At 69.7% G+C, this 3,470-nt stretch carries 3 protein-coding genes; all 3 read right to left on the reverse strand.

The window, feature by feature from the left end:
* The coding region (locus RMO12_RS00680; RefSeq protein WP_309637827.1) for a phage integrase N-terminal SAM-like domain-containing protein at positions 1–192 on the reverse strand (192 nt) is incomplete at its 3' end.
* A gap of 552 nt (positions 193–744) precedes the next feature.
* Positions 745–1,758 carry an FHA domain-containing protein gene (locus RMO12_RS00690; protein WP_309637828.1) on the reverse strand — a complete coding sequence of 338 codons (1,014 nt, stop codon included), beginning with the start codon at positions 1,756–1,758 and terminating at the stop codon, positions 745–747.
* Positions 1,755–3,167, reverse strand: a complete 1,413-nt coding sequence (locus tag RMO12_RS00695; RefSeq protein WP_309637829.1) for a serine protease — start codon at positions 3,165–3,167, stop codon at positions 1,755–1,757. Before RMO12_RS00695 ends, RMO12_RS00690 begins: the two co-directional genes overlap by 4 nt.
* Between the last annotated feature and the right edge of the window lie 303 nt (positions 3,168–3,470).

Below are 3,470 nucleotides of genomic sequence, written 5' to 3' on the forward strand. Positions count from 1 at the left end.
GGAGCGCGACAGGTGTCGCTCGCGCAGGAGGTGCAGCAGATACCGCTGCACTTCCCCGGCCGTCAGGCTATCGGGACTGCGACGATAGTGGCGCGCCAGCCGCGCCACAGCGTCGATGTAAGCCTCCTGGGTGCGCTCGGCCATCCCGCGCAGCACCAGCGCGTCGAGCATGCGTTGCCGAAGTGGGCTCATCTGCGTCTCCTCGATCGTTGCGCGGGCACGTGCCCGCGTCGATCAAGGTAAGACTTCCACTCCCGGTGCGCTCTGATCGCGAATGCCAACCACCGCGCCAGCGGTTTAGTTCAACCAGATATCGGGCGCAGTTCTGCTGCGTAACACGGCGGTTCGCACAGCAAATCTGCTGCGTAACACGGCCCGCTGCTGCGTATCCAGGACCGGCCGGCCGCCCGCCAAGGTGCTTGCGCTCTGGCTTGCACGCCTTCATACTGTACAAAACAACAGTCTTCTGCTTCCTTGTTACGCAGCATGTCCAGTCCTCCCCTTGCCGGCGCTGCAGTCGCCTCGTCTGTTGCACCAGATGCGCGAGCGGATTCGTTATCTGCACTGCAGCTTACGTACCGCGCAGGCCTACGTCCATTGGGTTCGGACCTTTGGATCTCGCCTTTGACTGCCTGACGTGGTGACGTCGTTGCGCGGTCGGTCGCAGCGTGGCCGCACCCTCTCCCTGGCCCTGGCCCTGGCCCTGGCCCTGGCCCTGGCCCTGGCCCTGGCCCCGGCTCGACCTCAGTCGGCCTCTTCGAGCGGCAGCCAGCCGGGCGGCGAATCGGGATCTTTGGCGCGCTTTTCGAGCGGCTCGCGCAAGGCGCGGGCCTCGTCGATGAACTGCTCGGCGCTGACCGGTGGCACCAGCCGCAGCACGGGCGGCCCGAGCGTGCTGAGGTAGAGCGGTGCGAACCAGCGGTCGTTGCGCTGGTGGTTGAGCGCGAGCTTGAGCGAGCTGCCGACCACCAACAGGATCATGAAACCGACCGCGAGCGCCTGCCGGCGCGCCGGCAGCACGAGGCTCAGGTGGCCGTACACGAGCACAGAGGCGAGCGCCAGGTTGAGCAGTTCGCCGCTGCGCGCAAGCCACTCCCAAGACAGCGCAAACGCCAGCAGTGGCAGCAGCGCGTCCTGCGCCTGCAAGACCAGCACGACGATCAGCGCCCAGCGCAGATGCGCGAGAAAGTCGAAGTGGCGCGCAAACAGCTTGGAGCCCACCGCCCACAGGAAGCACCACACGCCCAGCACGAACGGCAGGCCCACGAGCACCGGCAGGTAGCCGCTCAGCGGGTCGCCGGGGTCGCTTTGCAGCCAGCGCTCGCCGAGCAGCCAGGCCACGAGCAGCGCCAGGCCGAGCGCGAGCCAGCGTAGCTGAACGGGTGGCAGCGCGGCCCACGGCAGCTCGGCGGGCAGCGCCTCGCCGGCCAGCCGCAGGCGCAGCCGCGTGCGGCCGATTTGCCACTCGGCGCCGCTGGCGACCTGGGCCGTGGCACCGGCGGCCAGCAGCGCACCCTTCAGGCGCAGGCCGTTGCGGCTGGCGCCGACGGTGAGCGTGGCCGGCGTGCCGGCTTCGCTTGCCACGCCGCCATCGAGCGTGGCGTGGTGGGCGGCGGCATGCGGATCGTCGAGCACGACGTCGCAGTCGAGCGCGCGACCGATCGTGACCGGCCAGCGCGTCACCGGCACGCGGTGCGCCACCGCGCCGTCGCGGTCGAGCAGTTCGACCAGGCCCAGGCGTGGCGCGTGCGGGCTCATGGCTTGTCCTTGCGCGCAAAGCCGCCGAGGTAGTGCTCGGCCAGCTTCATGGCGTTGTCGAAGCTCACGCCGCGCGCGTCGAGCCGGCCTTGCGCGCCGATGGTGGCCTGGTCCAGGGTGGCGACCAGCACGCCCAGGTCATAAAGGCCGGTGAGCCGCTTGTAGGCCGACAAACACAGCACCGCGCGCAGCGGCAGGCCTTCTTGGCTGATGAAGCGTTCGCTGCAACGCGGGGCGGTGAATTCCTTGCTGTCGCGGCGATCGAAGCTCTCGTTGCGAAAGCTCGCGCCGTAGCGCTCGGTGAAGCGCAGCATGCCGAGCTTGCGACCGTCGTAGGCCTCGTGGCGCACGCCCAGCGAGCCGGTGATGAGCGAGCCGCTCACGAACACCTGGCTGTCCATTGCGCAGTCGGAGCGCTCGAATTCCAGGCCCTTCGAATCAGCCGGCGTGCTGCGCCCCCAGCAACGCATGAAGGTCTCCTGCGGCACCGGGATGCGGTAGAGCGCATGGCCGGCGCTGCGCCATGGCTGCTGCATGAAGCGCTGCGTCACCGCGTCCTGGTGGGCGAGCAACTGCGCCGTCAGTTGCGGATAAACCGGCGCGGTGATCGGCGCGGCGTTGCGCGCGCGCTCGAGCAGAGCCTGGGCAAATGCGGACGGCACCAGAAAGCTCACCTGCTGGCCGTCGCGCCGCGTCGCCACGTTGATGCCCATCACGCGGCCCTGCTCGTCGAGCGCCGGGCCGCCACTCATGCCCGAGTTGAGCGCGCCGCCAAAGAAGATGCTCGGGTAGAAGCTGCGCTCGACCAGTCCGTTGTAGGTGCCCTCGAGCACCGCGAAGCCGACGTCCAGCGGATTGCCGAGCGAGTAGATGCGCTCGCCCCGCGACAGCGGCTCGCTGGTCGGGCGAAACGCGAGCGGCGTGCCGATCGACAGGGCGGGCGCACCGGCCTTGCCGGCGCCGCTCGCCGGCAACGCCTTGACCAGCGCCAGGTCATGGATCGCGTCGAAGCCCAGCAACTGCAGCGAGCCCTCGCGGCCGTCGACGCGCGTGTAGGTCAGGCGGTAGCGCTCGGGCTGCAGCGCCACCTGGCTCACGACGTGGTAGTTGGTGAGGATCAGCCCGTCGTCGCTGACCAGGAAGCCCGAGCCGACCGACGCCTGGCTGTCCTGGTCCTTGAGGAGGGTGCGCACCTGCAGCAGCTGGCCGCGGGCGCGCTCGTAGAGCCGCTGGGCCGACACCGACACCGGCGCGGGGGGCGCCGACGCGGCCGCTTCGGCGGCATGCGGTGGCGGTGGCGGTAACGGTGGAGAGATGGGCGTCTGGGCGCGGACTGCGCTGCTCGCGATCGCGAACATGGCGAACAGCAGCGGCACCGTGCGACAGCGCCAACTGCTGGGTCGCGTCATGCGGCGCATTCTAGGCAGGTGCCACTTGGCATCCGCCGCGCAGCGGCCGCTGTGATCTGTCGCGCCACGCCCTCAGCTGGCCGACGCAGAGGCGCTCCCGAGCGTTGCCCCGCTTCCGCCCGCACCCTGGCGTGATCTATGCTTGAAGGCAAGGAGTGCATGCATGGACGTGCTACAGCTCGATGTGTCCGGTCGCCCGCAGGCCTGGATCACCGCCAAGGAAGCGGCGGTGCTCTACGCCAGCGATGGCGTGGCCTGGACGCTCGGCGACGCACGCGTGGTGCTGCGCGGGGGCATCCAGCG

This window comes from Methylibium sp. (assembly GCF_031393925.1).
GTDB lineage: Bacteria > Pseudomonadota > Gammaproteobacteria > Burkholderiales > Burkholderiaceae_C > Methylibium.